Origin of the sequence: Rhizobium sp. Leaf453 (assembly GCF_001425605.1) — a bacterium.
Taxonomy (GTDB): Bacteria; Pseudomonadota; Alphaproteobacteria; order Rhizobiales; family Rhizobiaceae; genus Pararhizobium.
Map to the genome: position 1 here is coordinate 201,879 of NZ_LMRG01000023.1, position 25,293 is coordinate 227,171.

A 25,293-nucleotide genomic window follows, 5' to 3' on the forward strand; every position below is an offset into this window, starting at 1 on the left:
CAAAACGAAACGGAAGCCGCTTGCCGGCGGCTTCCGCACCACGTTCAGTGGCCGCGCCATGATGCGCCGGCCCAGCCAAATCACGGGATATTTTGCAAATGAGCGCCAGCTATTCATTCGAAGAGTTGAAGAAGGATGTTGCCGAGGGCCGCATCGATACGGTCCTGGCCTGCCAGGTCGATATGCAGGGTCGCCTGATGGGCAAGCGCTTCCATGCGCAGTTCTTCGTCGATGGCGCCTGGGAAGAAACACATAGCTGCAACTACCTGCTGGCAACCGACATGGAGATGGACACCGTCTCCGGCTACAAGTCGACAAGCTGGGAAGCCGGCTACGGCGACTATACGATGAAGCCGGACCTCTCGACGCTTCGCCGCATTCCCTGGCTCGAAGGCACGGCGCTGGTTCTCTGCGACGTGCTCGACCATCACACCCACAAGGAAGTTCCGCATTCGCCGCGCGCCATCCTGAAGAAGCAGGTCGCCCGGCTCGAAGCCATGGGTCTCCAGGCCTTCATGGCGACGGAACTGGAATTTTTCCTGTTCGACCAGTCCTATGATGATGCGCGTGAAAGCGGTTATCGCGACCTGAAGCTCGTCAGCGGCTACAACGAGGATTATCATATCTTCCAGACCACCAAGGAAGAAGACGTGATGCGGGCGATCCGCAACGGCCTGCAGGGCGCCGGTATTCCGGTCGAAAATACCAAGGGCGAAGCCTCCGCCGGCCAGGAAGAAGTCAACGTCCGCTACGCCGACGCGCTGACCATGGCCGACCGGCACGTCATCATCAAGAATGGCTGCAAGGAAATCGCCTGGTCACGCGGCAAGGCGATCACCTTCCTCGCCAAGTGGAATTACGATGCGGCCGGCTCGTCGTCGCATATCCACCAGTCGCTCTGGAGCGCTGATGGCAAGACGCCGAAATTCTTCGACAAGGATGCCCGATACGGCATGTCTGACCTGATGCGCCACTACGTGGCAGGTCTTCTCACCCATGCCGGCGAAATCACCTATTTCCTGGCGCCCTACATCAATTCCTACAAGCGTTTCGTCGCTGGCACGTTTGCGCCGACCAAGGCGGTCTGGAGCAAGGACAACCGCACGGCCGGCTATCGTCTGTGCGGCGAAGGCAGCAAGGCGATCCGCATCGAATGCCGTGTTGGCGGTTCCGATCTCAATCCCTATCTCGCCATGGCGGCCCTGATCGCGGCCGGTATCGCCGGTATCGAGAACAAGCTGGAACTGGAAGCTCCTTTCGTCGGGGACGCCTACGGCGGCAAGAATATCCGCGAAATTCCGCGCACCTTGCGTGATGCGGCCGCGGCACTGAACGGCTCGAAAATGCTCCTTGATGCCTTCGGGGAAGATGTGATCGAACATTATACCCGGGCCGCCGAATGGGAGCAGGAGGAGTACGACCGACGCATTACCGACTGGGAGGTGGCGAGAGGGTTCGAGCGGGCTTGAGATAATCACAACGCGGCGTTCGGGTTGTTGCTTTCTTCGCAATGTGCTATGGGTATTCACGGTGTCGCGAGGGTTTCGTGATGAGTGTGATCGACAGTGCATGGTTCCATGAACAACTGGCTCGGAAAGGCGCTTCGCTGCGCGATCTGGCTCGTTTCATGGAGCTCGATCCGAGTGCCGTTTCACGCATGCTGAACGGCGAACGTAAGATGAGCGCAGAGGAGCAGGATGACATTGCGGCCTTCATAGGCGCGACCCTTCAGGATGTCGCCGCCCATCGCCGTGGCGACGTTTCGGGTTTTGCCGAGCCGAAGCAGGAGGCTTATGTTCCGGAACCGGTGAAGATGTTTACGAAGGACGACGTCATCTACAAGGACGGCAAACGCTATATGGAAACGCAGGACGGCCAGCTCCTGGAGTTGCATCCGATTTTTGGATGCATGGAGGGGACGATTACGATAATGCCCGGTGTCGATCTGACTGAACCCATGGATGTCGAGTGGAGCGACAAGCTTTATAATGAGTGAGGTTTTTTTGCTCGATACCTGCGCCGTGATCTGGCTGTCCAGGCATGAGAAGATATCCGATGAAGCCGCCAACGCGATCAGTTCGGCATGGCAGAAGGCCTCGCTCTACGTTTCTACCGTCACGGCATGGGAAATGGGTATGTTGTTGGCGCGGGGCAGACTGACGGAAACCAAGCCTCCAAAGCTCTGGTACGAGAGCTTCAAGGAGGAATCTCATGTTGTGGAACTGTCCGTATGTTCCGATATTTTTATCGCATCCTGCTTTCTGCCGCAGCTTGCTCACAAGGATCCAATCGACCGCATCCTGATCGCCACCGCTCGGGAGCGTGACCTTACCATTATCACCCGTGACCGAGCGATCCTCGCCTATGGCGCCGCCGGTCACGTCAAGACACTTGCCTGTTAGGCTTCTGGAGTAAAACGGAATGACAATGATCCAATGCATCTCCCCCATCGACGGTTCGGTTTACGCCGAGCGTCCGGCGCTGCCTCTCGACGCGGCACGTGACGTCGTCGCCCGGGCGAAGAAGGCGCAAAAGAGCTGGGCGAAGCGGCCGCTGGAAGAGCGCGTTCAACTCGTCCTGAAGGGCGTCGCCCGTCTCAATGAAATGGTCGATGAGGTTGTGCCGGAGCTTGCCTGGCAGATGGGACGGCCGGTGCGTTACGGCGGCGAGTTCCGGGGCTTCAACGAGCGCTCCAATTACGTTGCGACCATTGCCGCCGATGCGCTGGCGCCGCTAGTGATCGAAGAAAGCGCCAGTTTCGAGCGCCGCATCGCGCGCGAGCCGCATGGCGTCGTTTTCGTCATCGCGCCGTGGAACTATCCTTACATGACGGCGATTAACACGGTCGCGCCGGCGCTGATGGCCGGCAATACCGTCATCATCAAGCATGCCAGCCAGACGATCCTCGTCGGCGAGCGCATGGTCCGCGCCTTCAACGAGGCCGGCGTGCCGGAAGATGTTTTCCAGAATATCTTCCTCGATCACAACACCACCTCTGCCTTGATTGCCGAGAAGAGCTTCGATTTCGTCAACTTTACCGGCTCGGTCGAAGGCGGGCGTTCGATCGAGCGAGCTGCCGCCGGCACCTTTACACCGTTGGGTCTGGAACTGGGTGGCAAGGATCCGGGCTATGTGATGGAAGACGCAGATCTCGATGCCGCCGTCGATACGCTGATGGACGGCGCGACCTTCAATTCGGGGCAGTGCTGCTGCGGCATAGAGCGCATCTATGTGCACGAAAGCCTCTACGATTCCTTCGTCGAGAAATCCGTCGCCTGGGTCTCGAATTACAAGCTCGGTAACCCTCTGGACAAGGATACGTCGCTTGGCCCGATGGCTCACAAACGCTTTGCCGCGACCGTGCGTGCGCAGATTGCCGATGCTGTTGCTAAGGGTGCCAAGGCCTTGGTCGATCCCAAGCTGTTCCCGGCCGATGACGGCGGCGCCTATGTCGCGCCGCAGATTCTCGTCGATGTCGACCACTCGATGGAATTCATGCGCGAGGAAACCTTCGGTCCGGCTGTCGGCATCATGAAGGTGAAGAACGACGCGGAAGCGCTCTCCCTGATGAACGACAGCAAATACGGCCTGACGGCCTCGCTCTGGACCAAGGACGCCGAGCGCGCCGCCCGCATCGGGGCCGGAATCGAAACCGGAACCGTCTTCATGAACCGCGCCGACTATCTCGATCCCGCGCTTTGCTGGACCGGCGTCAAGGAAACCGGTCGCGGCGGTTCGCTGTCGGTCATTGGTTTCCAGAACCTGACCCGCCCGAAATCCTACCACCTCAAGAAAGCCTGACCCATGACCATCACTGCCAACTGGAGCTACCCGACATCCATCAAGTTCGGGGCAGGGCGCATCAAGGAACTCGCCGATCACTGCAAGGCCGTCGGCATCAAGAAGCCGCTGCTGATTACCGACCGTGGTCTGGCGACCATGCCGATCACCCAGAATGCGCTCGATATCCTCGATGCCGCCGGTCTCGGCCGTGCGATCTTTGCCGATGTCGATAGCAATCCAACCGACGTCAATCTTGACGCCGGCGTCAAGGTGTTCAAGGCCGGTGGCCATGACGGCGTCATCGCCTTCGGCGGCGGCTCGGGCCTCGATCTCGGCAAGGCCGTCGCCTTCATGGCTGGCCAGACGCGTCCGGTTTGGGACTTTGAGGATGTCGGCGACTGGTGGACGCGCGCCAGCGTCGGGGGCATCGCCCCGATTATCGCCGTGCCGACGACAGCCGGCACCGGTTCGGAAGTCGGCCGCGCCTCGGTCATCACCAATTCGCAGACCCACACCAAGAAGGTCATCTTCCATCCGAAGTTCCTGCCTGCAGTGACGATCTGCGATCCGGAACTGACGGTCGGCATGCCGAAGGTCATCACCGCAGGCACTGGCATGGATGCGTTCGCCCATTGCCTGGAAGCTTATTCCTCGCCCTTCTACCATCCGATGTCGGCCGGCATCGCGCTGGAAGGCCTGAGGCTCGTCAAGGAATACCTGCCGCGTGCCTACAAGGACGGCACGGATATCGAAGCCCGCGCCCATATGATGTCGGCGGCTGCGATGGGGGCCGTCGCGTTCCAGAAGGGGCTGGGTGCAATCCATTCGCTGTCGCATCCGGTCGGCGCGATCTACAACACCCATCACGGCATGACCAATGCCGTCGTCATGCCACCGGTGCTGCGCTTCAACCGCCCGGCCATCGAAGGCAAGATCGCCCAGGCCGCCGCCTACCTCGGCATCTCCGGCGGTTTCGACGGCTTCTATGATTATGTTCTGAAGCTGCGTGAGGAACTCGGTGTTCCCGACAAGTTGTCGGCGCTGGGTGTGGGCACCGATCGCATCGACGAAATGGCCGAGATGGCGATCGTCGATCCAACAGCCGGCGGCAATCCGGTCGAACTGACGCTCGATGCCGCCAAGCAGTTGTTCAAGGACTGCATCTAAGCAAAACGTTCGGCTTATGCCGCATCGCAGCATCAAGAATCCCGGAGGGCCAGCGTCTGCGCTGGCCCTTTTTTGTTTTCCGGCTAAGGATTGTTTGCCGTTTCTTAACCCTGTTTTGTAACCCTGTACGTGTAGAGGCACGACCTTCGATGCGGATCGGGTGCGTGCGGTGCAGTTCCGGAAGCAAAATGGCTATCATTTCAATTGCGAATGCAAAGGGCGGCACCGGCAAGACAACGGCGGCCGTGCTGCTTGCCATGGAGTTTGCCCGGAAGGGCGGCAAGGTTGTCATCCTCGATTGCGATCCGTTGGCTTTCGCCGCCAAATGGCACGGCCTGCCCCGGACGATCGAGACAATTTCCGTCGTGACGGGCGTTACCTTCGCCAATCTCGGCAGCAACCTGCGCATGCTCCAGGGGCAGGTCTCGCATATCATCATCGACTTGTCCTGCGCCCGCGATGCACTCGTCGCGCTCGCCGCCGGTCTGTCCGACCTCGTTCTCATTCCGGTTCAGGGATGCGCCATGGATGCGCAGGGCGCTGCCCATGTGCTCGATCTCGTCGGACAGGTCCAGAGCAATGCGCGCGGCCACATCAATCACGCAGTGGTTCTGACCCGCGTCAATTCCTTCGTCACCACGCGCGCCATGCGCAGCGTCAAGGCGCTGCTTGCCAGCCGTGGTGTTGCCTTCCTGGATGTCCCCATCATGGAGCGCAGCGCCTATCGCGACATGTTCGAACAGGGTGGTTCGCTTTACGCGATGAACGAGGGGCGGGTGAGCAATCTCGCCAAGGCGCTCGCCAACATGCAGGCACTGGCGCTTGAGGTCGAGCGCTGCATCGTCGGGCCACTGCATCTGCAGTCGAATTGCAGCCTGGCTCGTATCGGCTACAAGGCTCCGGCCGAAGTTTCGCCGCCCTGGAAGCGCGCGGCCGGACCGACCGATCCCGACGTCTTCCATATTGTTCTCTGACGTCGAACTTTTCTCCATTTTATCAAGAGACTCGCCCGAGACTGCCATGAATTCCGTTTGTCGGCGTTCAGCAATCGTTAATTCTCGGGAGGGGCGCATTCAGACTTTGTTAATTACGTTCTGAAAGATTTGATTAACCGAAACGCGATGGTTTTCGAGCGTTAGACGGGAGCCATGCCGGGGCTCGGACTTCTTTCAGACAGGAACAGACATGCCAGTCATTACATTCGCGAATACCAAGGGCGGCGCGGGCAAGACGACCGCCGCACTCATCCTGGCAACCGAACTCGCGCGCCACGGCGCCCGCGTCACCATTCTCGACGCTGACCCGCAGCACTGGATTTCCCACTGGCATGATATTTCGGGCAAGATCCCGAACGTAGACGTCATCTCCTATGTGACCATGGCCTCCATCCAGGGGCACATCAACGAGAACAAGGCGAAGACCGACTATTTCATCATCGATCTCGCCGGAGCACGGAACACGCTGATGGCAACGGCGATCGGCCTGTCTGATCACGTCATGATCCCGATCCAGGGCTGTGCGATGGATGCCAAGGGCGGCGCCCAGGTCCTTGAACTGCTCGGCTATCTCAAGGAAAAGGCCGGCGTCGATATCCCGCATTCGGTCGTGCTTACCCGCGTCAATTCGCTGGTTACTACCCGCGCTCTGCAGGTCGTCAAGCAATTGCTCGCCCAACGCGCAGTCCACGTCCTCGAAACGCCGATTATCGAGCGTTCGGCTTTCCGCGATATCTTCGACTGTGGTGGCACGCTCCAGACGATGGACCCGCACCGGGTCAGCAATCTCGACAAGGCCTGCGAAAACGCCCGCGCCTTCGGTGATGAAGTGCGCAAGCTGCTGCCGGTCCGTCTCTACGCTGGCATGCGCCGGGCCGCCTGAACGATAATTCTCTCGAATGAAAACGGGCCGCGCATGGATTGCGCGGCCCGTTTGTTTGAATGACGATCAGAAACGCCGATCAATGAAATGCTTGGCCTGCGCGCCAACATGGTAGAAGGCGGACTTCATGCTACGCCAGGGGTCTGGCGTTACGGGCGTTTCGAGGATGGGCAGGGCGGCCGGTTCGCCGGTGACGTGGTTGGCGAGCGCTCGGCCGAAGACGGTGCCCGGCGCGATGCCGCGGCCGTTATAACCGCTGACGGAAAACACGTTCGGCGCCATGACATGCATCTGCGGCAGATGGTTGGTGGTCATGCCGATGCGGCCGTCCCACCAGTATTCGAAGCGGATATCGCCGAGCGCCGGAAACAGCTTGTGCAGCGACCGTTCGGCGAAGGCCCGGTGCGTACCCTCAGCCATGGCATCGAGCCGGCCGACGCTGCCGAAGATCAACCGGTTCTGCTGGTCCATGCGGAAGGAGGTCATGACGAGGCCGGTGTCCCAGCAGCCCTGCCGTTCCGGCAGGATTGAACGGGCAAGATTGTCCGACAGCGGCGTGGTGGCGAACTGGAAATAGGGAAGAATCGTCAGTTCCTGCGTATAGTTGGTCCAGGGTGTCTGGCTCAGCATGTCGCCATAGGCATTGGTGGCGACGATCACCGATTTGGCTGTCACCGTGCCGTTGCCGGCCGACAGTTTCCACAGGTCGCCGACGCGGGTTGCCGAGCGCAGCGGCGTGTCGGTGTAAATCTGTGTGCCTGCGGCAAGGGCGGCACGGGCAAGACCGCGGGCATAAGCCAGCGGCTGGATCGTGCCAGCGCGCCGGTCGAGAAGAGCGCCTGCAAAACCTTCAGCACCTGTCAACGTGGTTGCACGGCTCGCGTCGAGCACCTCCACCGGTGCGCCGAACGTCTTCCACTGGCGCTCGCGATCCTGGATATCCTTGACGCCCTCGGCGCCGACAGCCAGATGCAGCGTGCCGTTGCGGACGGCTTCGCAGGGCATGCCATGCTTCTCGACGAGCTGATAGACGAGCGACGGGCCGTCGCCGAGCTCGCGCAGCAGGCGGGTCCCGACGTCCTTGCCGAGCGTGGCGATCAGGTCCTCCGGCTTCGTCCACATGCCGGCATTGACGAGGCCGACGTTGCGGCCCGAGCCGCCAAAACCGATCATCTTCGCTTCGACGATTGCAGCCTTCACGCCTTTTTCAGCGAGGTGGAGGGCTGCTGAAAGACCCGTAAAGCCACCGCCGATGATCGCGACATCGACGGTGATGTCCGTTGAAAGCGACCGTGTTTCGGGAGCGGCGGGCGCCGTTGCATGCCATAGGTTTGGAAGGGTGCGTTCGGCGGCCATAAAGGCGTTCCTCGTCTGTCGGATCAGGTCTTCGATTTCTCCGACAGATAACGCATCGCGGCAATGTTTTTTAATGACAATATCTGATCAAGTCATGATCCCGGCCAATGCTGGCGCCTCGGCGGAAAAGCGGCGCACAAACGGAAAGGTCGTGGCGCGCTACCAAGCTTGACGCCACGACCTTGATGTCCATTCTTCGCGAAATAGTAACCCAATATCGATGTTTCCGAACCGTGGTGCGATCCGGCGAATGCATTCGTGCTGAAGGTCATCAGGTTGCGGTTTGATCGCAGGCCTGATGTCTTCATTTTCGCCGTCATCCGGGCGACGTCACTCCCCCAAATAGGGGAGGTGCGAAATTTTTCCTCAGTCGAGAAATTCCACCGTGGTCCCGACGCTGACCATCTTGGCAAGCTCCGTCGCGTCCCAGTTGGTGAGGCGCACGCAGCCATGGCTCTGGGTCTTGCCGATCTTCGACGGTTCAGGTGTCCCGTGAATACCATAGGTCGGCTTCGAAAGGGCGATCCACACGGTGCCGACCGGGCCGTTCGGGCCAGGCTGCAGCGTCAGGACCTTATCGTTTTCGCCCTGCTTGAAGTTGATCTTCGGATTGTAGGTATAGCCGGGATCGAACGCGATCCGATCAACCTGTACCGTGCCGGACGGCGACGGGGTGTCCGACGAACCGATCGACGCCGGATAGGCCGAAATCAGCGTGCCGGCATCGTCATAGGCAAACACCTGCTTGCGATACTTGTCGGCAACGATACGCGCGACCTTGCCCTTCTTGACTTCGCCGGGGTTGATCACCTTGATGATCGTGCCGGGAACGGTGAAATCGACGCCCGGGTTCAACTCGCGCAGATAGGCCTCGTCCATGTGGAATTTTTCGCCCAGCATCTCCGTCGTCGAGGTGAAGGAAAGGTGCGGCAGTGCGGCCTTATGGGCATAATCTTCCGGAATGGAGGCGACATAGGGACCGGCGGCATCGGCCGCTGTGATCGTATATGTGGTGATCGGAAGCCCCCCGGTGAAGCGCAGGCGCTCCAGGATATCATCGGTATTGTTCGGATCGAGCGTCTCTCCGGTCGCCTGCTGCCAGGCCTCGATCGCCTTGGTGACGTTCGAGCCCGTCTTGCCGTCGATTACGCCCGGCGAAAAGCCTTCGCGATCAAGGAAGACCTGCAGCGCGGTGATCTCGGCGCTCGATTTCTTGTCGATACGCGTGGCGGCCGGCAGTGTCTGGCGCTGCGGCTGGGCTTCGTCGGTCGGCTCGGCCGGCAGGGCGACCATATCGTTCTCGTCTGGCTGCGATGGCAGCGGTTCGCGCTCGACGCTGTCTGGGGTGACGTCGCGATAATCGGGGATCGAGCCAGTCACGTCGCCGGGCTCGGAGAAGTTCTGGTTGGGATAGCCCTGATCGGAAAATCCGAATCCCTGATTGTTATAGGCTTCGCGGTTCATGTCCTGGCGGCGCAGCGCATCACGCCGGCGGCCCGTTCCCATGACGGTCGCGACAATATTGCCCCAGCTGTCGACCAGAACGGTGCGGCCGCGATGATCGCGCATCATCTGCACTTCGCCTGATTCGGGGATATAGTCGAGAATCTCTCCCTGTGGCGTTACAAGCACGGCATTGGGGGGCAACCGGCCGAAACCATCCTGCGCCCGGGCTGTCGAGGCAAGCGCAAGTGCGCTGGCGCAGGCAAGAAGAGCAATGCTGGATCTGAATGCGAACGTCACGGAGAAACCTGTTGTCTGGCAGTTGAGCACGGGGCGTACAAATCAAATGGGACGGTAATATGAAGAAACTGAATTCATTATGAACAGTTCCCTAAAATCCATGAATTTCGATAGCTTGACTACTTTCGGCTGGTGAACTGCGGACCGGTCTGCGGTAGCTTTCTCAAAGCATTTCGCGGCGATTCCCGCCGGACGAAAACCGGCGGAGGGGTGCGCATGCCCATCAGGATATCCAGTGGCGGCGAGGGGGAATTCCAGATTCTGCTCGATCGTCAATCGGCGCTGGATATCGGCGCGTTCGTCGTCGATGGCGTCGATATCTCGCCCGGCATCGCTATCCCGTCGGACGGCGACCGTCGTATCGACCATGCGCTGCAGGGCTTCTTTTTCACCTGCGGCCCGGATCACATCCGCCACCCGGAGCCGATCGAGGGCCATGTCGAAGGACGAGCGTTTCCGCTGCACGGATCGCTCTGCGCGACACCGGTTGGGCAAACCCGGATGTCGGAGGTGGGCGAGGCGCCCGGCTGTTCGGCGGAAACGGAGGTCCTGCTTGCCAATGGAGGCGCGGCTCTGGTCTCACGGCACTGGTCGATCAATGGCGAAACATCCGAAGTCGTGCTGGCCGACCGCGTCACCAATATCGGTAAACAGCCGTTCGCTCCGATGTTGATGTACCACATGAATATCGGCGGCTGGCTGATGGGCGAGCAAACACGGATTTCTGGCGCCATGTTGCCTGAGGGCGCGCGCCCATGGCGCTTCGGCGAGGGGGAAAGCGCGCATTTCTGCCTGCCCGCCGCAGCATCCGCCGAGGGCGGCTGGGCGAGCGTGACGCTCGGTCCGTTCGAAGCGCTCTCCGGACGGTCTCTGACTGTCCGGTTTTCGACCGACACCTTGCCCTATCTGCAGATGTGGCGATGCCAGCGCGGATCGGCTGATGTGGTGAGCATCGAGCCCGTGTCGCACCGTATTGCCAAGCGGACGGAACTGGCCACCGCCGGTGAAATGCCAATGCTTGATCCGGGGAAGAGCGTCGATTATGCGCTGGCGTTCCGGATTCGCTGAGCCGCTTTCCAATTGACGCATCAGGCCGTCGGTCTTACATCAGTCCGGGCATCATTTTCGAGGAAGGCTTTCCCATGGACATTCGCCAGATCAACGATGAATATTCGGTTACCGGACAGATTTCGGTCGAGGACCTCGACACGATCAAGGCCCTGGGTTTCAAGTCCATCGTCTGCCACCGCCCGGATTTCGAGCAGCCCGACCAGCCGCAATTTGAAACCATCGCCGCCCGCGCCCGCGAACTCGGCCTCGACATCACCCATATTCCGGTCGGCCCGATGGGCGTGACGCCGGAAGCCGTGAGCGGAATGGTCGATGCCCTGGATACGTTCGAGCGCCCCATGCTCGGCTACTGCCGCTCCGGCGCCCGCTCGACCAACGTGTACCAGCAGACCCAGCATCTGCGCGGGTAAAGATTGTCGAAGGATGGGACTTTCCGCCGGAGTCAGTCGGTTCTGTTTGCTGTCTCCGGTGAATTGTTGAGGCTCAGGCGCTCCCCACTCTCCGTCATCCTCGGGCTCTGACCCGAGGATCTACCAGCGGATCGGCATCGTTCGACGGTGCGGCTTAACAGACCTCGCGCTGTAAGTGCGTGGCGCCTCGATCCTCGCCTCAAGGGCGAGGATGATGGAATGTGGACGTCTCTCTCAAATAAAAGCCTATCGCCGTCGCCTTCATTGAGCACTCAAGAGCCTTGATGCCATGCCTCGACCGAAGCGCCACCAACCTCTCTCCGCTAACCATTCCTGATCTGCGTCAGTGTCCGCGTCGGTGTGATCGCTTCCGGATCGAGCCGGATTTCAATGATCGACGGTTTCCCGCTTGCCCGCGCACGCAAGAAGGCTTCGGCAAAATCGGCCGTCTTCTCCACCCGTTCGCCATGACCGCCATAGGCGCGGGCGAAGGCGGCAAAATCGGGGTTGGTGAGGTCTGTGCCGCTGACCCGGCCCGGGTATTCACGCTCCTGATGCATGCGGATCGTACCGTAGATGCCGTTGTTGATCACCAGTGTGATGATCGGGAGGTTGTAGCGCACAGCGGTCGCGAATTCCTGGCCGTGCATCATGAAGCAGCCGTCGCCGGCAAAGCAGATCACCTCGCGATCCGGAAACAGGTGCTTGGCCGCGACCGCTGCGGGCAGGCCGTAGCCCATCGAGCCGGATGTCGGGGCGGCCTGCGTGTTGAACCGGCGAAAACGATGGAAACGATGCAGCCAGGTCGCGTAGTTGCCGGCGCCGTTGGTGAAAATTGCATCCTCGGCGGTGTTCTCCTCGATGAACCGCATGATCGGCCCCATCTGCACATCGCCGGGTCCTGTTTCCGGCGGCGTCGACCATGTGAGATAGGCTTGGTGCATTGCCGCTGTGCGGTCGCTTATCACCGGTTTTGCGGGCGGGCTCAATGTCTCCAGCGCCGCGGCGAAATCGGCGGGTGACGCGACGATCGCGAGATCGGGGCGATAGACGCGGCCAAGTTCGCTTGGATCCGGGTAAACATGCACCAGCGTCTGGCGGGGATAGGGGATATCGATCAGCGAATAGCCCGACGACGGCATTTCGGAAAAGCGACCGCCGATGAGGAGCACGAGGTCCGCCTCTCGGATTTCCTTGGCCAGCGCCGGATTGATGCCGATGCCGACATCGCCTGCATAATTGGGATGCAGATGATCGAACAGCATCTGGCGCCGGAAGGAGCAGCCGACCGGGAGGTCAAACCGCTCCGCAAAAGCCTGGAACTGGCGAATAGCCTGCTCGGTCCACCGCGTGCCGCCGAGGATCGCGATCGGCCCCTCGGCCTTGGCCAGCAGGGCTTCGAGCGCCTTCATCTGGCCGGGGCTGGGATGGCTTTCCACCGGCTGGTAGGGACGTGCCGCAACGGCCTCCGTCTTCTGCGTCAGCATGTCTTCGGGCAGGGTCAGGACCACCGGGCCGGGGCGACCCGAGGTCGCGACCGCGAAGGCGCGGGTGACGAATTCCGGAATGCGGGCGGGGTCGTCGATCTCGCCGACCCATTTGGCGATTTCGGTAAAGGCGCGGCGATATTCGACTTCCTGGAATGCTTCGCGTTCGCGCGCGTCGCGCTGCACCTGGCCGATGAACAGGATCATCGGGATCGAATCCTGCCTCGAAATATGCAAGCCCGCCGAAGCATTCATCGCGCCGGGGCCGCGCGTGACCATGCAAATGCCGGGTTCTCCTGTCAGTCGGCCCCAGGTATCGGCCATCATCGCGGCGCCACCTTCCTGGCGGCAGATCAAGACGTCGATATCAGTATCGTAGAGCGCATCGAGCACGGCAAGATAGCTCTCTCCCGGCACGCAGGACACCCGCTTGACGCCGTTCGCCTTCAACGCCTCGACGATCAGTTCTCCGCCTGTCTTCATGTCCGCTCCTCCCAAAGCTGCTCGAAAACCCTGTCTTAAATCGCCGGCGACACCGGCGCGACGCTGGCGCTCTTGTTGATCTTGCGTTCGCGCCAGATGATGTAGAGGCCGGAAGCGATGATGATCGCGATGCCCAGCCATTTGAGGGCATCCGGCAGGTCGCCGAACACCAGCCAGCCGAAGATCGTCGCCGAGACGATCTCCAGATATTGCAGCGGCGCGAGCACCGAGGCCGGTGCCGCGCGATAGGCATAGACGCCGAGCACGCCGGAAATCGTCGCGGTGACGCCGACCCCGAGTAGATAAAGGCTGGCGGTCATGTCCGGGATGACGGGATCGAAAATCTGCGAACCGGTCCCTTCACCAAAAAAGAGCAATATGCCGCAGAATATCGCTCCCCAGATGCCTGCGTGGAATTGCATCGACCAAGGGTCCTCATTCTGGGCGACGAGGCGCGTTACCAGAAGGAACACGGCCAATCCGAAGGCGGAAACGATCGGCAGCAGCGCGATCCAGCCGACCTCTTGCATGCTCGGCTGGATGACCAGTAGCGCACCGAAAAAGCCGACCGCACAGGCCGTATAGCGGCGCCAGCCGATGGTTTCCTTGAGAAAGATACTGCCAAGGATGGTGAGGATAATCGGCTCGACGAAGAAAATCGCAATGGCATCGGCGACTTCCATTGCCTTCAACGTCGTGATGAAGGACAGCATGGTGACGACCAGAAGGCCGCCGCGCAACATGTGCAGGCCGGTCTTCTTCCAGGTCAGGTCAAGCAGCGTACCCCTGATCAGCACGACCGGCAGGATGAAGATCACCTGCAACACGAACCGGACGGCGGTGATCTGTGCGGACGGGACGGTGGTGATTGCGAGCTTGGCGAAAATATCGATCAGCGGCGAGATCAGGACGGCGATGACCATCAGCGTGAGCCCGAAGGAAACGTCACGGCTTCTGGTCAGTGATGATGAAGTGGGGCTATTGCTCATGTCATGCTTTCGTCAGATCCGCTTGTCCGCGATAACCGCCAGCGACCAGTCGGCAAAGTCCTGCATCGCACGATCGCGTTCGGTTTCGTTCAGCGTCTCGTGGCGCATCGTTGGATAGATGGTCGTTGTCACGCTCTTCAGACCGATCCCGTTCATGCGCTTTGCAAGCCAGCTGACTTCGCGCCCGCCATTCGTCGCCGGATCCTCGCCGCCGCCCGCGAGGTGAATGGGCAGATCCACAGGCAATTTCCGCAGGCGGTCGTACCGGGCACCGGCAAAGGTCAGCTCGAAAAGGTCGATCCACATCGACACGCTGGCATCGAAGCCGCAAAGCGGATCGTTGATATAGAGTGCGACTTCCGCCGGATCATGCGAGAGCCAGTCGAAATCGGTTTTATGGCCGGCGATCGATTTGCCCCAGGCGCCGAAGGTGAGCTTCGGCAGCACACCGCTCGGTACGTCCGAGCCCTTCAGCATCTTTTCAAGGGCAAGAATGGCCTGAGCGGCGCGACCGGCAAGGCCGGGGTTGAAATTGGAGTTCCAGACGGCCAGCCCGGCATAGCGATGAGGGTCGTCTTCCGCTGCGTTGAGCGCGATCAGCCCGCCCATCGAATGACCAAACAGGATGACTGGCAGGCCGGAATGATGGGCACCGACCATGTCGCGCATGGCCCGGACATCGGCCAAGACCTTGGCAACGCCTTGCCTGCCGGCATAACGGCCGAGCGGTGCATCGCTGGCGTGGGTAGCGCCATGGCCGCGATGGTCGTGGGCATAGACGTGAAATCCCCGGGCGGCCATGAAGGCGGCAAAGCGCGCATAGCGGGCGGAATGTTCCGCAAGGCCGTGACTGATCATCAGCACGCCGCGCTCCGGCGAGATTGCTTGCTGACAGCGCCAAGCGAGGGCCGCTCCGCTGGGGCTTCGCAATGTCTCGACCTTGGCGAACACCCCCGAATCCTCCTCGGTGCAATTCCAGTTCCGACAGGTATCAAATTGATTTATCAGGCAAAGGCAATCACCGCGTGGTGCTGGTTTCGCATCACGTCATAAAATATCCGCGTGATAAAGATTCCTGGTTGCATTTTTCCCGTTTTAGTCCTCATATGATCTTTTTTTGTTCTTATTGTACAGGAGGCGGTCATGAACGGAAATGTGAAGTATCTCGCGCTCGCATTGCTGCGTCGCTTGGGCCTCGTCTGGATCGGCGCGATCCTGGCGTCTGCTGCCTTTGCGGCGGAAAAGGCATCGCCTCCACCGGCGAAAACGCAGTATATCCTTGCCGTCAGCTGGCAGCCCGGTTTTTGCGAGACGCGGCCGAACCGCAAGGAATGCGCTGGCCAGACGGCGGATCGGTTCGACGCGACGCACTTTTCATTGCATGGCCTCTGGCCGATGAAGAAGAGCTACTGCGGCGTCGCCGCCGATATCCGCGCCCGCGACAAGAAGGGTAGCTGGCTGGATCTGCCGCAACTGGCAATGGCGGAAGACACGGTCGCCCGTCTGCTCGTCGCCATGCCGGGAACGCAATCGGGGCTGGACCGGCACCAGTGGCTGCGCAGCGGTACCTGCCAGGGCGGCACGGCGCAGGATTACTTTTCGCTTCAGCTGAAGTTTCTGGATGAGCTCAATGGCTCTGCCGTACGCACTTTGTTTGCCGGCCGGATCGGCAAGGAGGTGACGGAAAGCGAGATCAAGCAGGCTTTCGACACGAGCTTCGGTATAGGCGCCGGAGAGCGAGTGCGGATGCGGTGCCAGAAGGCAGGGGCGCGCAGCGTTATCACCGGACTAACGATCGGACTTTCGGGCGATGTTTCAACCGGGTCCGGCCTCTCGACCCTGATCCTTGCCGCTGGGGAGACCGATTTCAAATGCGGCAGGGGCATTGTCGATACGGCCGGCATTCAGTGAATGGCGCTCTTAAAGCCGGTTTCTTCATTGCTCCGGCGGGATAATTCGCCTACATAGCGGGCAAAATCCCATTCCGTCGGAGCAGTCAGTCTATGGCACGTCAATTCATTTATCATATGTCAGGACTGAACAAGTCCTACGGCACCAAGAAGGTGCTGGAGAATGTCCACCTCTCGTTCTACCCGGACGCCAAGATTGGTATCCTCGGCCCGAACGGCGCGGGTAAGTCGACCGTCCTGAAGATCATGGCTGGGCTCGACACCGAATATACCGGCGAAGCCTGGGTGGCTGAAGGCGCGAAGGTTGGTTATCTCGAGCAGGAGCCGAAGCTCGACCCGACGAAGACCGCCAAGGAAAACGTCATGGAAGGCGTTGCCGACAAGACGGCGATCCTCGAGCGCTACAATGAACTGATGATGAACTATTCCGACGAGACGGCCGACGAGGGCGCGCGTCTGCAGGACATCATTGACGGCCAGAACCTCTGGGACCTCGATAGTCAGGTCGAGATGGCAATGGAAGCCCTGCGGTGCCCGCCGGCAGACGCCGACGTGACGTCGCTGTCGGGCGGTGAGCGCCGCCGTATCGCGCTTTGCAAGCTGCTGTTGTCGAAGCCCGATCTGCTGCTGCTCGACGAACCGACCAACCATCTCGACGCAGAGACCATCGGCTGGCTGGAAAACCATCTGCGCCAGTATACCGGTTCGGTCATCATGATTACCCACGACCGCTACTTCCTCGACAACGTCACCGGCTGGATCCTCGAGCTCGACCGCGGCCGCGGCATTCCCTACGAGGGCAACTATTCGGCCTATCTGCTCGCCAAGGCCAAGCGCATGCAGCAGGAATCGCGCGAAGATGCGTCCCGCCAGAAGGCCATCAGCCGCGAGCAGGAGTGGATCGCCTCCAGCCCCAAGGCCCGCCAGTCCAAGTCGAAGGCACGTATCAAGGCCTATGACCAACTGGTCGAGGCGGCCGAGAACGTCCGGCCCGGCGATGCGCAGATCATTATCCCGGTCGCCGAGCGCCTGGGACAGGTCGTCATCGAGATGGAAGGCATCACCAAGGGTTACGGCGACCGCGTTCTGATCGAGGACCTGACCCTGAAGCTGCCGCCGGGCGGCATCGTCGGCGTCATCGGCCCGAACGGCGCCGGCAAGACGACGCTGTTTCGCATGATCACCGGGCAGGAGCAGCCGGACAGCGGCACGTTCCGCGTCGGCAATTCCGTCCAGCTCAGCTATGTCGACCAGAGCCGCGACGCGCTCGATCCGAACAAGACCGTCTGGGAGGAAGTGTCCGGTGGTGCCGAAGTCATCAAGCTCGGCAAGTTCGAAATGAATTCGCGTGCCTATTGCGGCGCCTTCAACTTCAAGGGCACCGACCAGCAGCAGAAGGTCGGCAACCTCTCGGGTGGCCAGCGCAACCGCGTTCACCTTGCCAAGATGCTGAAGTCCGGCGGCAACGTCCTGCTGCTCGACGAACCGACCAACGACCTCGACACCGAAACGCTCGGTGCGCTGGAAGTGGCGCTCGAAAACTTCGCCGGCTGCGCCGTCATTATCAGCCACGATCGCATGTTCCTCGACCGTCTCGCCACGCATATCCTGGCCTTCGAAGGTGACAGCCATGTCGAATGGTTCGAAGGCAACTTCGAGGATTACGAGCAGGACAAGATCCGCCGTCTCGGCGCTGAATCGGTCAATCCGAGCCGCGTCAGCTACAAGCGTCTGACCCGCTAACCGGGTTTACCGGTAAAGGCACGCATCCGGTTTCGGATGCATCTTCGACAGTGTCGCGATGAATGATCAAGGCGGTCCATTTGGATCGCCTTTTTCAGTTGTGCGAACCGCACTTGCCACATTTCAACTTGCGGCAATCTCGAAAATCACATAAACATATCTTTATGTGTTGATGGGGTTTTGCATGGCGCAAGAGCAGGGACTTGGTTTGGATGCGTTGGTCGACGTGCTGAAGGCGGCGGGAGAGCCGACGCGCATGCGTCTTCTCGCGCTGTTGGCGGCAGGCGACCTGACGGTCACCGATCTTACCGAAATTCTCGGCCAGTCGCAGCCCCGAATCTCCCGTCACCTGAAACTGCTGGCGGAGGTCTCGCTGATTGATCGCTATCAGGAAGGGGCCTGGGCCTATTTTCGCCTGAGGGGCGAGGGAGCGGGCGTGGCGCTCGTGCGCGGCCTCCTGTCCGCCGCCGAGGCAGACGACGCGGTCCTTGCGCGGGATGGCGAACGGCTGGCGGCGCTGAAGCTGGCGCGATCGGAGAAGGCACAGGCCTATTTTAGCCGCAACGCAGCAGAGTGGGATGAACTGCGCCGCCTGCATGTCAGCGAGGCGGATGTCGAGGCGGCACTGAAGTCCATGGTCGGGCCGGAGCCTGTCGATGGTCTGCTCGATCTTGGCACCGGCACCGGCCGTATCCTGCAGCTCTTCGAAGGCCTCTATCAGCGCGGCGTCGGCGTCGATGCCAGCCGCGACATGCTTGCGGTTGCCCGTGCCAATCTCGACCGGGCAGGCATCACAAAAGCCTCGATCCGCCATGGCGACATCTTCAACTTGCCGCTCGACGGCCGTCAGTTCGATCTCGTCACCATTCATCAGGTCCTGCACTTCCTGCAGCAGCCTGAGGCGGCGATCGCCGAAGCGGCGCGTATGCTGGCACCCGGCGGCCGGCTGGTGATCATTGATCTCGCGCCGCATGCGCTGGAATACCTCCGCGACGATCATGCCCATGTGCGCCTCGGATTTTCCCGTCAGACGATGGCGGAATGGCTCGAGAAGGCCGGTCTCACCGTCGAACAAACCGTCGATCTGACGCCCGATACCGACCGCGACCGGCAATTGACGGTCACCATCTGGCTTGCCCGCGACAAGCGGCAGGCCGCCGCATCCGAGACACCGGCGGGCAAGCGCGCGCTGGCCCATGCCGGGAGGACATGACATGGCAATACACACCCTTTACCCGGCTGAACGCGGCAACCTGCGACTTTCGTTCGAATATTTCCCGCCGAAGAACGACGAGATGGAAGCCCAGCTCTTCCAGACTGTTTCCGAGCTTGCGGCCTTTAACCCCGCCTTCGTGACGATGACGTATGGTGCCGGTGGCTCCACCAAGGCCCGTTCGCTGACAGCCGTTCGACGGATGATAAACGAGGAGGGCTTTGCCAATACGGCAGCGCATCTGACCTGTGTCGGCGCGCCGCGCGCCGAAGTGGACGAGATCGTCGGCGAATTCATCGAGAGCGGTGTTCGTCATTTCGTGGCCCTGCGCGGCGATCCGCAGGGGGGCATCGGCTCGCGCTACGAGCCGTTCCCCGGTGGTTATGAGAATGCGGCCGCCCTTGTCGCGTCCATCCGTGCACGAGGCGATTTCGAGATTTCCGTCTCCGCCTATCCGGAAAAGCATCCAGAGAGCCCGAATGTTGATGCCGATATCGACATGCTGAAGCGCAAGGTCGACGATGGTGCGACTCGCGCACTGACGCAATTCTTCTTCGACAACAACGATTTCGAGCGCTACCTGGAGCGGGTGCGCCGCGCCGGGATCAATATACCGGTGGTGCCGGGCATTCTGCCGATCAACAATCTGGCCCAGGTCCGCAAATTTGCCGGCCTCTGCGGTGCGACGGTTCCCGATGCGATCGTCACCCGGCTGATCCATCTCGACGAGGCGCCGGAAGAGCGCTTCAAGGAAGCCACGCTGATCGCCGCTGAGCAGATCGTCGACCTGGCACGCCGGGGCCTGCGGGATTTCCATGTCTACACGATGAACCGCTCACCGCTGGTTTCGGCCGTGTGCGATCTCGTCGGCTTCGAGAGAGTCAAGCCTGCCGCTGTCCAGGCGACCGGAGCGGCAGCCTGACGGTCGCCCATCTTTCGGATTTGCAGAAAAAAGCCCTTGAGACGTCACGGTCTCAAGGGCTTTGTTTTTGAGGCAGCTGTGGCTTGGCGGTGATCCTTAGAGCGTGTCACCTTGCTCGATCATGCTGCAATGGATTTACGGTATTAAAGTCCCTTTTTTACCGACTGGACTGATGCCCTTCAGATGAAGAGCATGGTGGCTACGAATACGAACGCTGCACTTATCATGAGGACATTCAACGAATGTGTAAGTCCCATAACCGGCCCTCCTTGCGTTGACCCTCGGAAGATAGGGTGAAAATGTCACGCGTGAAAGGAAAAGTTATGCTGCGTTGCGGGATGGCACGTGTCGCGGACGGTTATTCACAGGCCTAAATCAATGATTAAAATGACATTTATTGGCCGCCACAATTTTTTCACAATCTCTTCATTCTGGTTAATGTAACGCGCTGAAATGCGCCGTGAGTGACCAATTGGACACATTCCCGCGTGTGCGATTTCGCCGTTACCCTTGGCGACGCCGAAGGATGCGACCGTCGAGAACCACAAGCCCGGCGGCAATCAACAGCATGCCGGCGATATCGGTCGCTTCCAGTGTTTCGCCAAGAAACAGGAACCCGAGCAAGATGGCGCTGGGCGGAACCAGCAGCGTGACCAGCGATGTATTCGTGGCGCCTGCGCGGCTCATGATCCGGAAGAACAGGATATAGCCATAGGCGGTCGAAATGAGCGCGAGCGCCAGAACGGCCAGCACGGAGGTCATCGGCGGCATGGCCAGTGTCCAGGGCTTGTCGATGATCAGGGACAACGGCAGCATGATCAGCGACGAGGCCGTCAGTTGCCCGGCAGCCGTGACCGGCGGCGCCAGTCCGCGGAAGCGTTTGCCGTAGGTCGCGGCAAAGCCGTAGCTCACGGCGGCAACAACCGGAAAGAGCAAGGCCCAGAGCGGAATATCGCTGCCGGATGCGGTGAGGCCGGGCAGGGCGCTCGGTCCGATCAGCACGGCCGTGCCTGCAAGGCCGAGCAGGCAGCCGGCGATCTTGGCAAGGCTGAGTTTCTCGTCCTGGGTCATAGCGTTGGCGATCAGCACGGTCCAGACTGGCGTGGTCGCGTTCAGGATCGCGGCGAGACCGGCGCCGATCTGCGTCTGTCCGAGAAAGATGAACGTGTGCGGGATGGCGTTGTTGATCAGCCCCAACAGCAGGAATTGCGGCCAGCGCGCGGCCAGTTCCCGATAGATGTCGAAGCGTCCGAAGATGTAGATGTGCAGCGCCAGTGCAGCAAGCGCGACGCGCAGGAGAACGAGCGTGAAGGCCGGAACATGCTGGATCGCGATGCGCGCGAAGAAGAAGGATCCGCCCCAGATCAGCCCGAGCAGTGCCAGCAGCCCCCAGGTAGCCAGTGTCATTCGATTTTGGGTATCGCTTGTATTTGCCTGCATTCGACTTGACCTTGCCTTGTCGCCTTCGGATCATGGTGAGGGTTAAGGCCTGACGTTGAAATTTGCCACCCGATTCTTGGGGTGGGGTGAACATGAAGGACAATCTGCTGGAGTCCGCCGCGACACACGCCATGACCGCAGCCGCGCATGAGGGGCAGGGGCTCATTTCCATCGCGATCGTCGTTGCTGTGGCCGCTTTTCTGGGCCTCGGCTTCCTGCGTTTGCGCCAGCCGCCATTGGTCGGCTTCATCCTTGCCGGGGTGGCGCTGGGGCCGACCGGGTTCGGCTTCATCTCATCGAGCGGCAATGTCACGCTGCTGGCCGAAATGGGCGTCGTCGTCCTTCTGTTCTTCATCGGCATGGAATTGTCGATCAAGGCCTTCGTTCTCAGCCTGCGGCAGTCGGTTATGGTGGCCGGTGGCCAGGTCGTGGCTGCCATAGCCGCGGCAGCCCTCATTCCGCTGATCACCGGGGCAAGCCTTGCCGAAGGGCTTATCCTTGGTTTCGTCATCGCCATGTCCTCCACGGTCGTTGCCATGAAGATGCTGGAGGATATGGGGGAATTGCGCAGCGAAACCGGTCGAATCGCGGTTGGCGTGCTGATCGCACAGGACATCGCCGTCGTGCCGATGCTGATTCTCGTCTCCAGTCTCGGCGGCGAGGAACAGCATGTGCCGACCATCATCGCGAAGATGATCATCGCCATTTCCATCCTGGCGGCACTGCTATGGTGGTTCGGGCATCGGGGGAAACTGAAAATCCCCTTCAGCGCCGAGATGGAGGACAAGGTCGAGATCCTGGCGCTCGGTGCGCTGGCGGTCTGTTTCGGGGCTGCGGCGATCTCGGGTCTTGCCGGCATGTCACCGGCTTACGGGGCGTTTCTCGCCGGCATCGTTATTGGCAATTCCACTCTGCGCAGCCGCGTCATTCCGGTGATCGAGCCGATCCAGAGCGTGTTGCTTGTCGTTTTCTTCCTGTCGATCGGGCTGTTGATCGATCTTGATTTTATCGCGGCGAATGTCTGGTCGGTCCTGCTTGGAGCGCTGCTTGTTGTCGCGGCAAAGACGGCTCTGAACATCTTCCTGCTGCGCAAGACCGGTTCGTCACCGCAGGTCGCATTGGTCGCGGGTCTGTCCATGGCGCAGATCGGCGAATTTTCCTTCGTGCTGGCCGCGGCCGGCCTTGGCGCCGGCGTGCTGCGGTTCGAGACCTACAAGGTAGCGATCGCCGTTACCGCGCTGTCGCTGCTCGTCTCGCCGCTTTGGGTCAGCATGATGCACCGACTGGAAAACATCGCCTCCGATCACCTGCAGACCTATCGGGAGGCCTTTGCGGTCGCCTATGCTCGGGAGCTGGCGGAACTGTCGAAGCGGGGTGCTGCGCTCGATGGTGCGCGCTGGTCGCTGAGGGTGCGCTATCGCGCCTTCCGCCTTGCCCGCCACCACCGGCGGCGGGCAAAGATGCCGTCTGATATTAAAAAGGACGATTAGAGCGCGTCGAGAACGGCTTGGGTCGCCCAGCCATCCGCGGGGAGTCCCAGACGCTGCTGCTCCTTCTGCAGGGCTGCACGCGTACCCGAGCCGAGAATGCCGTCGATCTTGCCGACATCATGCCCCATGCCCTGCAGTTTGGTCTGCAGCGCCTTCATGCCCTCGTCGTTCAGGCCCGGCTCCGGATGATGCGTGTCATATGCAGGTGCACCGGCAAGGCGGGTCGCGAAATAGGCGGCCGAGGTCGTGTAGATGAACGACTGGTTCCATTCGAGATAGATGTTGAAATTCGGATAGGTCAGGAAGGCAACGCCATGGCGGCCCTGCGGAATGACCAGCGAGGCAGCAAGCTGCGGGAAGGCCGTGTTACCGTCGCGCGGAGCTACTCCGAGCTTGAACCAGTCGCCGGCGGTCATGCCAGTCTGCAGGCCGGTTTTCTCCCAAGGCAGGTTTTCCGGCAGGTTCACTTCCTGGATCCAGGGCTGGCCGGCGGTGTAGCCAAGGCTCTTGATGAACTTGGCAGCCGTCAGGATCGCATCCGGGGAGCTTTCCTTGAGGTTCACATGTCCGTCGCCATCACCATCCATGCCCTGGGCAATGATATCCTCCGGCAGCATCTGCACCTGGCCGATTTCGCCGGCCCATGCGCCGGTCGTCGTCGCCGGGTCGAGGTCGCCGTGCTGGACCATCTCGATTGCGGCAATCAGCTGCGGCCGGAACATTTCCGGACGGCGGCAGTCATGCGCCAGCGTCACCAGTGCGTTGCGGGTGTTGAAGTCACCCTGCACGGCGCCGAAATCAGTTTCCATCGCCCAAAACGCGGTAATGACCGGGGCGGGGACGCCGAACTCCTTCTCGGCGCGATCGAAGACGGCGGCATATTCCTTCATCTTCTTGGCGCCGATATCGAGGCGCGCCTTGCTGACGGTGCGCTGCGAAAATTCGGTGAAGCTCTGCTTGAACACGCCCTGTGCGCGGTCGCGGCCCAGCACCTTCTCGGAAATGGCGGAGCCTGCGAGCGCGCGATCGACCACATCGGCCGGAATGCCCTTGCCGACAGCCTCTGCCTTCACCCCTTCCAGAAAGGTTGCCAGATCACCTCCGCAAGGTGCGGCCGGAGGGGCGGCTTCCTGAGCGAGTGCAGTCGACGTCAAAAGGGTGAGGAAACCGATCGAAAGAACGGAGCGCAGTGTGCCGCGTGTCATCGCAAGTCCTTGTTTGGCAGGGCGGGGTTGTCAGGTCGAATCCGGCCGGGCTCGGCCGAAAAGACAGGGCCGATGCCGTCGCGGCAAGGTATGAGAGCCGCTGTCGCACGGCAATGGGGCTGAAAGAAGAATTACCGTGTGCCGCGGGGAAATTTACGGTGTTGGACGCGGTTTCGAAACGGCTGCGACCCAATTCTTCCAGTTCTTCGGCGATCCGGCAAAGACGTTGATATCGGTATTGCCTTCGATGCCGGGAATGACGCCGGTGCTGGTATATTGCCAGAAGGCCCAGCGGCGCTCCTCATAGATTTTCGTCGGGTGCGCGGCGACCGAGCGGACCCAGAAATGGTAGTCGTTGAACTGGCCGACGAGATTGTCGCGGTGGAAATCGACCGACGTATAGATGATCGGGCGCTTGCCGTAGTGGGCTTCCAGGCGATCCATGAAGCGCTTCATTTCCGTCTGCACCGTCAGCGGCGACGGGCGGTAGGTGCAGGTCTTGGATTCGCCGTTCCATTCGACGTCGAGAACCGGCGGCAGGTAGACCGCGCTCTTCGGAACATTGGCGATGAACCAGTCGGCCTGCTGGTCGGCCGTCGAGCAGAAATAGTAGAAGTGATAGGGCGCATAGGGCAGGCCAACGGCGCGGGCGCGCTGCCAGTACTCGTTGAACTTGGCGTCGATCCGGTCCTTGCCTTCGGTTGCCTTGATGAAGGCGAAGGAAACGCCGGATGCCTTGACCTTCGTCCAGTCGACATCACCCTGCCATTTCGACACGTCGATGCCGTGGATATTGTGGTGGTGCGGTGTGCGCTCGCCGAAATCCTGCGGGTCCTTGTCATGGAATTTGGGCGGGATCGACGCCGTCGAAACGAGATCGTAATCCGTCGTCGAACAGGCGGACAGAAGCGTCACAATGGGCAGCAGAGCCAGGAGAAGCCGGCGCATGAGGTATCCGTTCTGAATCGATCGACGATGCTGCCTCACACGATGATATCCGCTA

The 25,293-nt window shown here is 60.8% G+C and carries 22 protein-coding genes; 14 read left to right on the top strand and 8 right to left on the bottom strand.

What is annotated here, in order from left to right; all coding sequences use genetic code 11:
- Positions 1-98: 98 nt before the first annotated feature.
- The 7 genes from ASG68_RS19140 (at position 99) to ASG68_RS19170 (ending at position 6,828) form a co-directional block, all read left to right on the top strand.
- Positions 99-1,469, top strand: a complete 1,371-nt coding sequence (locus ASG68_RS19140; RefSeq protein WP_062579945.1) for a glutamine synthetase family protein — start codon at positions 99-101, stop codon at positions 1,467-1,469.
- A gap of 80 nt (positions 1,470-1,549) precedes the next feature.
- On the top strand, positions 1,550-1,996 hold the full coding sequence (locus ASG68_RS19145; protein WP_062579947.1) for a helix-turn-helix domain-containing protein: 447 nt from the start codon (positions 1,550-1,552) through the stop codon (positions 1,994-1,996).
- Positions 1,997-2,003: 7 nt separating this feature from the next.
- A complete protein-coding gene (locus ASG68_RS19150; RefSeq protein WP_244484280.1) occupies positions 2,004-2,402 on the top strand; it encodes a type II toxin-antitoxin system VapC family toxin in 399 nt (132 codons plus the stop codon).
- A gap of 19 nt (positions 2,403-2,421) precedes the next feature.
- Positions 2,422-3,801 carry an aldehyde dehydrogenase family protein gene (locus ASG68_RS19155; protein WP_062602525.1) on the top strand — a complete coding sequence of 460 codons (1,380 nt, stop codon included), beginning with the start codon at positions 2,422-2,424 and terminating at the stop codon, positions 3,799-3,801.
- A 3-nt stretch (positions 3,802-3,804) separates the two neighbouring features.
- Positions 3,805-4,950, top strand: a complete 1,146-nt coding sequence (locus ASG68_RS19160; RefSeq protein ID WP_062579954.1) for an iron-containing alcohol dehydrogenase — start codon at positions 3,805-3,807, stop codon at positions 4,948-4,950.
- A 188-nt stretch (positions 4,951-5,138) separates the two neighbouring features.
- Positions 5,139-5,924: a ParA family protein gene (locus ASG68_RS19165; protein ID WP_062602526.1), complete on the top strand. Its 786-nt coding sequence runs from the start codon at positions 5,139-5,141 to the stop codon at positions 5,922-5,924.
- 211 nt (positions 5,925-6,135) lie between these two features.
- On the top strand, positions 6,136-6,828 hold the full coding sequence (locus ASG68_RS19170) for a ParA family protein (RefSeq protein ID WP_062579957.1): 693 nt from the start codon (positions 6,136-6,138) through the stop codon (positions 6,826-6,828).
- 66 nt (positions 6,829-6,894) lie between these two features.
- Here ASG68_RS19170 and ASG68_RS19175 read toward each other — a convergent pair whose 3' ends face one another.
- Both ASG68_RS19175 and ASG68_RS19180 read right to left on the bottom strand, forming a co-directional pair.
- Positions 6,895-8,184 carry an NAD(P)/FAD-dependent oxidoreductase gene (locus ASG68_RS19175; protein ID WP_062579959.1) on the bottom strand — a complete coding sequence of 430 codons (1,290 nt, stop codon included), beginning with the start codon at positions 8,182-8,184 and terminating at the stop codon, positions 6,895-6,897.
- 366 nt (positions 8,185-8,550) lie between these two features.
- Positions 8,551-9,927: a L,D-transpeptidase family protein gene (locus tag ASG68_RS19180; protein WP_082499503.1), complete on the bottom strand. Its 1,377-nt coding sequence runs from the start codon at positions 9,925-9,927 to the stop codon at positions 8,551-8,553.
- Positions 9,928-10,143: 216 nt separating this feature from the next.
- On the opposite strand from ASG68_RS19180, the gene ASG68_RS19185 reads away from it, so the two are divergent.
- Positions 10,144-10,995, top strand: coding sequence for a DUF4432 family protein (locus tag ASG68_RS19185; RefSeq protein ID WP_062579964.1), 852 nt, complete (start codon positions 10,144-10,146; stop codon positions 10,993-10,995).
- A 74-nt stretch (positions 10,996-11,069) separates the two neighbouring features.
- The gene (locus ASG68_RS19190; RefSeq protein WP_062579967.1) at positions 11,070-11,408 is read left to right on the top strand and encodes a TIGR01244 family sulfur transferase; all 339 of its coding nucleotides are present in this window, start codon (positions 11,070-11,072) and stop codon (positions 11,406-11,408) included.
- A 323-nt stretch (positions 11,409-11,731) separates the two neighbouring features.
- Here the strand turns inward: ASG68_RS19190 and ASG68_RS19195 are convergent, their stop codons facing one another.
- The 3 genes from ASG68_RS19195 to ASG68_RS19205 are packed head-to-tail and all read right to left on the bottom strand — an operon-like array spanning position 11,732 to position 15,318.
- Positions 11,732-13,378, bottom strand: a complete 1,647-nt coding sequence (locus tag ASG68_RS19195; RefSeq protein ID WP_062579969.1) for a thiamine pyrophosphate-binding protein — start codon at positions 13,376-13,378, stop codon at positions 11,732-11,734.
- Between the two features lie 35 nt (positions 13,379-13,413).
- A complete protein-coding gene (locus ASG68_RS19200; RefSeq protein ID WP_062579970.1) occupies positions 13,414-14,367 on the bottom strand; it encodes a DMT family transporter in 954 nt (317 codons plus the stop codon).
- Positions 14,368-14,379: 12 nt separating this feature from the next.
- Positions 14,380-15,318 carry an alpha/beta fold hydrolase gene (locus tag ASG68_RS19205; RefSeq protein ID WP_062579972.1) on the bottom strand — a complete coding sequence of 313 codons (939 nt, stop codon included), beginning with the start codon at positions 15,316-15,318 and terminating at the stop codon, positions 14,380-14,382.
- Positions 15,319-15,522: 204 nt separating this feature from the next.
- Here ASG68_RS19205 and ASG68_RS19210 point away from each other — a divergent pair, with 204 nt between their 5' ends.
- The 4 genes from ASG68_RS19210 (at position 15,523) to metF (ending at position 20,155) form a co-directional block, all read left to right on the top strand.
- The gene (locus tag ASG68_RS19210; protein ID WP_062580884.1) at positions 15,523-16,278 is read left to right on the top strand and encodes a ribonuclease T2; all 756 of its coding nucleotides are present in this window, start codon (positions 15,523-15,525) and stop codon (positions 16,276-16,278) included.
- A 92-nt stretch (positions 16,279-16,370) separates the two neighbouring features.
- Positions 16,371-18,020 (top strand): energy-dependent translational throttle protein EttA, encoded by a 1,650-nt coding sequence (ettA, locus tag ASG68_RS19215; protein WP_062579976.1) that lies wholly within the window; start codon positions 16,371-16,373, stop codon positions 18,018-18,020.
- A gap of 184 nt (positions 18,021-18,204) precedes the next feature.
- Entirely contained in the window at positions 18,205-19,233 is a 1,029-nt protein-coding gene (locus ASG68_RS19220; RefSeq protein WP_062580886.1) for an ArsR/SmtB family transcription factor, read from the top strand.
- A gap of 1 nt (position 19,234) precedes the next feature.
- Entirely contained in the window at positions 19,235-20,155 is a 921-nt protein-coding gene (gene metF, locus ASG68_RS19225) for a methylenetetrahydrofolate reductase [NAD(P)H] (RefSeq protein WP_062579978.1), read from the top strand.
- A 504-nt stretch (positions 20,156-20,659) separates the two neighbouring features.
- Here the strand turns inward: metF and ASG68_RS19230 are convergent.
- Positions 20,660-21,562 carry a DMT family transporter gene (locus tag ASG68_RS19230; protein ID WP_244484281.1) on the bottom strand — a complete coding sequence of 301 codons (903 nt, stop codon included), beginning with the start codon at positions 21,560-21,562 and terminating at the stop codon, positions 20,660-20,662.
- A 125-nt stretch (positions 21,563-21,687) separates the two neighbouring features.
- Between ASG68_RS19230 and ASG68_RS19235 the strand changes: the two genes are divergently transcribed.
- Positions 21,688-23,085 (top strand): cation:proton antiporter, encoded by a 1,398-nt coding sequence (locus ASG68_RS19235; protein ID WP_156373734.1) that lies wholly within the window; start codon positions 21,688-21,690, stop codon positions 23,083-23,085.
- Here the strand turns inward: ASG68_RS19235 and ASG68_RS19240 are convergent.
- Positions 23,082-24,290, bottom strand: a complete 1,209-nt coding sequence (locus tag ASG68_RS19240; RefSeq protein ID WP_062579982.1) for a lytic murein transglycosylase — start codon at positions 24,288-24,290, stop codon at positions 23,082-23,084. The genes ASG68_RS19235 and ASG68_RS19240 overlap by 4 nt on opposite strands.
- Positions 24,291-24,443: 153 nt before the next feature.
- Positions 24,444-25,238: a GH25 family lysozyme gene (locus tag ASG68_RS19245; RefSeq protein WP_062579985.1), complete on the bottom strand. Its 795-nt coding sequence runs from the start codon at positions 25,236-25,238 to the stop codon at positions 24,444-24,446.
- Between the last annotated feature and the right edge of the window lie 55 nt (positions 25,239-25,293).

Excerpts from the sequence above, each read along its gene's own strand:
- ASG68_RS19140 (WP_062579945.1), top strand. The coding sequence starts at position 99 with ATGAGCGCCAGCTATTCATTCGAAGAGTTGAAGAAGGATGTTGCCGAG.
- ASG68_RS19145 (WP_062579947.1), top strand. The coding sequence starts at position 1,550 with ATGAGTGTGATCGACAGTGCATGGTTCCATGAACAACTGGCTCGGAAA.
- ASG68_RS19155 (WP_062602525.1), top strand. The coding sequence starts at position 2,422 with ATGACAATGATCCAATGCATCTCCCCCATCGACGGTTCGGTTTACGCC.
- ASG68_RS19160 (WP_062579954.1), top strand. The coding sequence starts at position 3,805 with ATGACCATCACTGCCAACTGGAGCTACCCGACATCCATCAAGTTCGGG.
- ASG68_RS19165 (WP_062602526.1), top strand. The coding sequence starts at position 5,139 with ATGGCTATCATTTCAATTGCGAATGCAAAGGGCGGCACCGGCAAGACA.
- ASG68_RS19170 (WP_062579957.1), top strand. The coding sequence starts at position 6,136 with ATGCCAGTCATTACATTCGCGAATACCAAGGGCGGCGCGGGCAAGACG.
- ASG68_RS19175 (WP_062579959.1), bottom strand. The coding sequence starts at position 8,184 with ATGGCCGCCGAACGCACCCTTCCAAACCTATGGCATGCAACGGCGCCC.
- ASG68_RS19185 (WP_062579964.1), top strand. The coding sequence starts at position 10,144 with ATGCCCATCAGGATATCCAGTGGCGGCGAGGGGGAATTCCAGATTCTG.
- ASG68_RS19190 (WP_062579967.1), top strand. The coding sequence starts at position 11,070 with ATGGACATTCGCCAGATCAACGATGAATATTCGGTTACCGGACAGATT.
- ASG68_RS19195 (WP_062579969.1), bottom strand. The coding sequence starts at position 13,378 with ATGAAGACAGGCGGAGAACTGATCGTCGAGGCGTTGAAGGCGAACGGC.
- ASG68_RS19200 (WP_062579970.1), bottom strand. The coding sequence starts at position 14,367 with ATGAGCAATAGCCCCACTTCATCATCACTGACCAGAAGCCGTGACGTT.
- ettA (WP_062579976.1), top strand. The coding sequence starts at position 16,371 with ATGGCACGTCAATTCATTTATCATATGTCAGGACTGAACAAGTCCTAC.
- ASG68_RS19220 (WP_062580886.1), top strand. The coding sequence starts at position 18,205 with ATGGCGCAAGAGCAGGGACTTGGTTTGGATGCGTTGGTCGACGTGCTG.
- metF (WP_062579978.1), top strand. The coding sequence starts at position 19,235 with ATGGCAATACACACCCTTTACCCGGCTGAACGCGGCAACCTGCGACTT.
- ASG68_RS19230 (WP_244484281.1), bottom strand. The coding sequence starts at position 21,562 with ATGACACTGGCTACCTGGGGGCTGCTGGCACTGCTCGGGCTGATCTGG.
- ASG68_RS19235 (WP_156373734.1), top strand. The coding sequence starts at position 21,688 with ATGAAGGACAATCTGCTGGAGTCCGCCGCGACACACGCCATGACCGCA.
- ASG68_RS19240 (WP_062579982.1), bottom strand. The coding sequence starts at position 24,290 with ATGACACGCGGCACACTGCGCTCCGTTCTTTCGATCGGTTTCCTCACC.
- ASG68_RS19245 (WP_062579985.1), bottom strand. The coding sequence starts at position 25,238 with ATGCGCCGGCTTCTCCTGGCTCTGCTGCCCATTGTGACGCTTCTGTCC.